The organism is Holdemanella sp., assembly GCF_056804935.1.
In genome coordinates this window covers 292-4663 of record NZ_DBMEXE010000033.1, presented here as the reverse complement: position 1 = coordinate 4663, position 4372 = coordinate 292, and the positions used below count along the sequence as shown (strand labels likewise).

Below are 4372 nucleotides of genomic sequence, written 5' to 3'. Positions count from 1 at the left end.
TCCGTTATTCTTCTTTTTAACGAAAATAATCTTTGGATATTTTCATTAGTTGCAGGATTAATTATTTCATCAGTTGTTGCAATAATATTGAGTATTAATCTTAAGAAGAAATACAAATAAGCGAATAAATTATAGTTTATGATCGTATAGATTAAGACAAAGCGTATCTATAAATACCAGGCTGAGAGATCAGTCTTTTTGTATAGTTTTCATATTTAATGGTATACTTTAAAAAATAGATAAAACCAAATTTAAGGAGTAATTATGGCTTTTGATTTTAAGAAAGAATATAAAGAATTTTATATGCCTAAAAATAAACCTGTGATTGTAAATGTTCCTGAAGCAAATTACATTGCGGTCAGAGGTGAGGGCAATCCAAATGAAGAAGGTGGAGCATATCAGCAGGCAATTGGCGTATTGTATGCGATTGCTTATACTTTGAGAATGAGTTACAAAACAGATTATAAAATTGAAGGATTCTTTGAATATGTAGTTCCACCATTAGAAGGATTTTGGTGGCAGGATGATATAGATGGTGTAAACTATGCAGATAAAGATTCATTTCATTGGATTTCAGTCATTCGTTTGCCTGATTTTGTAAATGAAAAAGATTTTGAATGGGCTATTGAAACAGCAACTAAAAAGAAAAAAATAGATTGTTCATCGGCAGAGTTTTTGACGATTGATGAAGGTTTATGTGTTCAAATCATGCACTTAGGATCTTTTGATGATGAACTAGCTACAGTTGCACTTATGGATGAATATTTAAAACAAAATGGATATGCGAATGATATGAATAGTCAAAGACTACATCATGAAATATATTTGTCGGATGCAAGAAAGGTTGCACCGGAAAAATGGAAAACAGTCATTCGACATCCTATAAGAAAGATTTAGATAAATTGGAATTTGGAGGGAATAAATTCATGGCATTAAAATTAATGAAAGGCAGTTTGCAATACAAAAATCAAATTATAGAAATGATTAAAGAATGGAAATCGTATAACGATACCCATAACGCAAATACTTCGCCATGGGCTATATTTAAAAATGATTATGATGATTTTGAATATTATCTAAATAATTTAGAAATATCAACTGCGGATGATGGGTTTGTTCCTGATTCTACTTTCTTTTGCTTAGATGAAGACCGGGATACCATGGTTGGTGCTGTTAATATCAGACATTACTTAAATGAATATTTATTGAAATATGGTGGTCATATTGGAGATGGTATAAGACCAAGCGAAAGAAGAAAAGGTTACGCAACCAAAATGATCAGCTTGGCTTTAGAAGAATGCAAGAAACTTGGTATGGATAAAGTTTTATTGGTTTGTGATAAAGACAACATTGGTTCTGTCAAATCAATTATCAATAATGGCGGAGTATTAGAAAACGAAGTTTTAAAAGAGGGTAAGCTAATACAAAGATATTGGATCATGTTGTAAATGTAAATTCCTGTTTGCATACTTATGGCTGATATATTTTAAAGGCCGAATTCGCAAAGTTCGTTGTAAAAAGTGTAGATGTACAACAAAAGATCGTTGTAAAAAGTGTGGTTTGATAGCGAAAGTTCACTGCATTTTTTGTGATTCAGTGGTATGCTATTTTCGAATATTGTGAGATTTATCTTCGATAACTTCCAGTTTGATATTGTAGATGGTTTTGAAAGGAAGAGCATGTATGGATTGTAATGTTGCAGAAAATATAAATATACTCGCAAAGTTTTTGGGAACAAGAGATATTGATGCGTTAAATCAAGAAGAATTGTTTAATCGATATGGAATTCATCAGGTGGATGTGATGGTTCTATTTGGTGGAAGTATTCTTGAGGGTGGCGATGTTTTAGCTAGTGGAATTAAAAACTTTGTTGCGAAAAAATATATTATTGTTGGTGGAGCAGGACATACAACAGATACACTGCGTCAGGTTGTTCATTTAGAATATCCGGATATTGAGATAACGGATTTGTCAGAAGCAGAAATATTTCAAAAGTATATTAAACATGTATATGGATGCATGGCGGATTATCTTGAAACAAAGTCTACAAATTGTGGCAATAATATTACGTATCTTTTGGATTTATTGAAAGAAAACAATATTTCGTTTAAAAGTATCATTCTAAGTCAGGATGCTTCTATGCAAAGGCGTATGGCGGCAGGATTAAAAAAATATGTCAAGGAGGATGTGACAATCATTAATTATGCTACTTATTGTGCTAAAGTATTGAATCAGGATGAAGATTTGGTTTTTGAAGATAATATACATGGCATGTGGTCAATTAATAGATATGTCAACTTGTTGATGGGAGAAATTCCTAGACTTTCAGATGATGCGAATGGCTATGGTCCGAATGGAAAGAATTATATTGCACATGTGGATATACCTGAAAATGTTATGATAGCTTTTGAAGAATTGAAGTTAGTTTTTGGAAGTGAAACAAGAGAAGCCAATCCATTGTATGCATCAAAAGTAATTAAAAAATAGTTAACAGTATTATTTGAAAAATGTGTAAAGAAGCTAAGAATTCGTTTAGTCGAATTCTTTTTTTGCGTTTAGCACACAGGTGTTGACACTGCTAAAAAGGTGTTGTATAGTATTAGCAGGCAAAATAATAGAGTGCTAATGAAGGAGTGGTATTATGGCTAAGAAAAAACAGTTTAAAGCGGAGTCAAAACGTTTATTGGATTTGATGATCAATTCCATTTATACACACAAGGAAATCTTCTTACGTGAGCTTGTATCGAATGCGAGTGATGCGATTGATAAATATTATTATGAAAGTCAAGGTCATGCAGATGCAAGCCAATTTGAGATTCGTATAGAACCAAATAAGGAAGCTCGTACTTTAACAATTTCGGACACTGGTATTGGTATGTCAAAGGAAGAGTTAGAGGAAAACTTGGGTACAATTGCGAAGAGTGGTTCTTTGGCTTTTAAAGAGGAAATGAAGAAAAAAGAAGAAAACAACAATGAAGATGTCGATATCATTGGTCAATTTGGTGTTGGATTCTATTCTGCATTTATGGTCGCAAAAGATGTTCGTGTTATTACGAAAAAAGCAGGTAGTGATGAAGCTTATGAATGGGTAAGTGCTGGTGAAGATGGTTATGAAATCACACCTTGTACAAAGGAAACAAATGGTACAACAATCATTTTAACTTTAAAAGAAGATACAGATGAAGAAAAATATTCTCAATATTTAGAGACATATGAGTTAAAAGAATTGATTAAGAAATATTCAGACTATATTCGTTATCCAATCAAGATGAATGTAGAAACTCAGAAGATGAAAGAGGGTACTGAGGAAAGTGAAAAGCCTGAATATGAAACAGTGGTTGAAGATCAGACTTTAAACTCAATGGTTCCTTTATGGAAACGTCAAAAATCGAAGATTACAGATGAAGAATACAATCAATTCTACAAAGATCATTTCTATGACTACCAAGATCCTCAAAAAGTGATTCATTTTAGTGTAGAGGGAAATACAAGCTTTACAGCATTGCTTTATATCCCATCACACTTACCTCAAGGATTCTATTCTCAAGACTACAAGAAAGGTCTTCAACTCTATTGTAGAGGCGTATTCATTATGGATCATGCCGAAGAATTGTTGCCAGACTCATTGCGCTTTGTGAAAGGTCTAGTGGATTCTCAAGATTTATCTTTAAATATTTCTCGTGAAATGCTTCAACATGATCATCAATTAAAATTGATTGCGGGTCGTATTGAAAAGAAAGTATTGAATGAACTTGGAAATATGCTTGCCAAAGATCGTGAAGCATATGAAAAATTCTTTGAAGAATTTGGTGTAAACTTGAAGTTTGGTGTCTACAACAACTATGGTATGGATAAAGAAAAATTCCAAGATTTATTGTTGTTCTACTCTTCAAGAGAAAAGAAATATGTTACTTTAAGTGAATATGTTTCTCGTATGAAAGAGGATCAAAAAGACATTTACTTTGTATCTGGTAAAGATGTTGAATTGATTGATAAGATGCCAGTTGTTCAAACATTGAAGAATAAAGAATTTGAAGTTCTTTATTTAACAGATGAAGTGGATGAATTTGTGATGCAGACATTGATGAACTACAAAGAAAAGACGTTCAGAAATGCAGCTCAAGGAGATTTAGATTTAGATTCTGAGGAAGAAAAGGAAGCTTTAAATAAATCAAAAGAAGAAAATAAAGATTTATTGACATTTATGAAAGAAGCTTTAGGCGATGAGGTTGCTGAAGTGAAATTGTCAAATAAATTGACAGAGGATCCAGTATGCTTAACGGCTGGCGAAGGTATTTCTTTTGAGATGGAAAAGGTCTTCGCAAATATGCCTAACCAAAGTCCAATGCCTATGAAGGCAACGCGTATTTTG

At 32.5% G+C, this 4372-nt stretch carries 4 protein-coding genes; all 4 read left to right on the top strand.

The features are described from left to right. Positions 1-264 precede the first annotated feature (264 nt). Positions 265-897 (top strand): GyrI-like domain-containing protein, encoded by a 633-nt coding sequence (locus ACZQCL_RS02865; protein WP_337618400.1) that lies wholly within the window; start codon positions 265-267, stop codon positions 895-897. A gap of 29 nt (positions 898-926) precedes the next feature. Beyond that, positions 927-1448, top strand: coding sequence for a GNAT family N-acetyltransferase (locus ACZQCL_RS02860; RefSeq protein ID WP_227993976.1), 522 nt, complete (start codon positions 927-929; stop codon positions 1446-1448). Positions 1449-1683: 235 nt separating this feature from the next. After that, complete coding sequence (locus ACZQCL_RS02855; protein ID WP_482481802.1) at positions 1684-2487, top strand: YdcF family protein; 804 nt, start codon at positions 1684-1686, stop codon at positions 2485-2487. 154 nt (positions 2488-2641) lie between these two features. Further along, a partial coding sequence (gene htpG / locus ACZQCL_RS02850) for a molecular chaperone HtpG (protein WP_482481801.1) occupies positions 2642-4372 on the top strand: 1731 nt, incomplete at its 3' end.